Here is a 252-nt window from a genome sequence, read left to right as displayed (position 1 = left end):
CGAGCGTTGCAGCGAAGGAGGGCGGAATCGGAGCAGAGGGAGCGAGGCGTCCGCGTTTGGAGCGGGATTTCCCCTGCTGAGGGGGAATGAAAAAGAAATCCCGAGCCAACAGCGGCCCACAGCCCGATCCGCCCGCCGAAGCGTCAGCCCCGTGAGTAGCCTTTTTATTCAGCGAGTTAACGAAGTACACGAGCCTCTCGAAAAGTTGCCCACCGAGCATAGCGAAGGCAATAAGTCTTTAAAAAGCCATGG

The 252-nt window shown here is 57.9% G+C and carries 1 protein-coding gene; it reads right to left on the bottom strand.

What is annotated here, in order from left to right; all coding sequences use genetic code 11:
• On the bottom strand, positions 1-190 hold a 190-nt coding region (locus Q0V21_RS32785; protein WP_301882611.1), incomplete at its 3' end, for a hypothetical protein.
• Between the last annotated feature and the right edge of the window lie 62 nt (positions 191-252).

Source organism: Paenibacillus sp. 11B (assembly GCF_030487755.1).
In the GTDB taxonomy this organism is placed as follows: domain Bacteria; phylum Bacillota; class Bacilli; order Paenibacillales; family Paenibacillaceae; genus Paenibacillus; species Paenibacillus vandeheii.
Note: the sequence above shows the minus strand (reverse complement) of the source record. Positions and strands in the feature narration are given on the sequence as shown.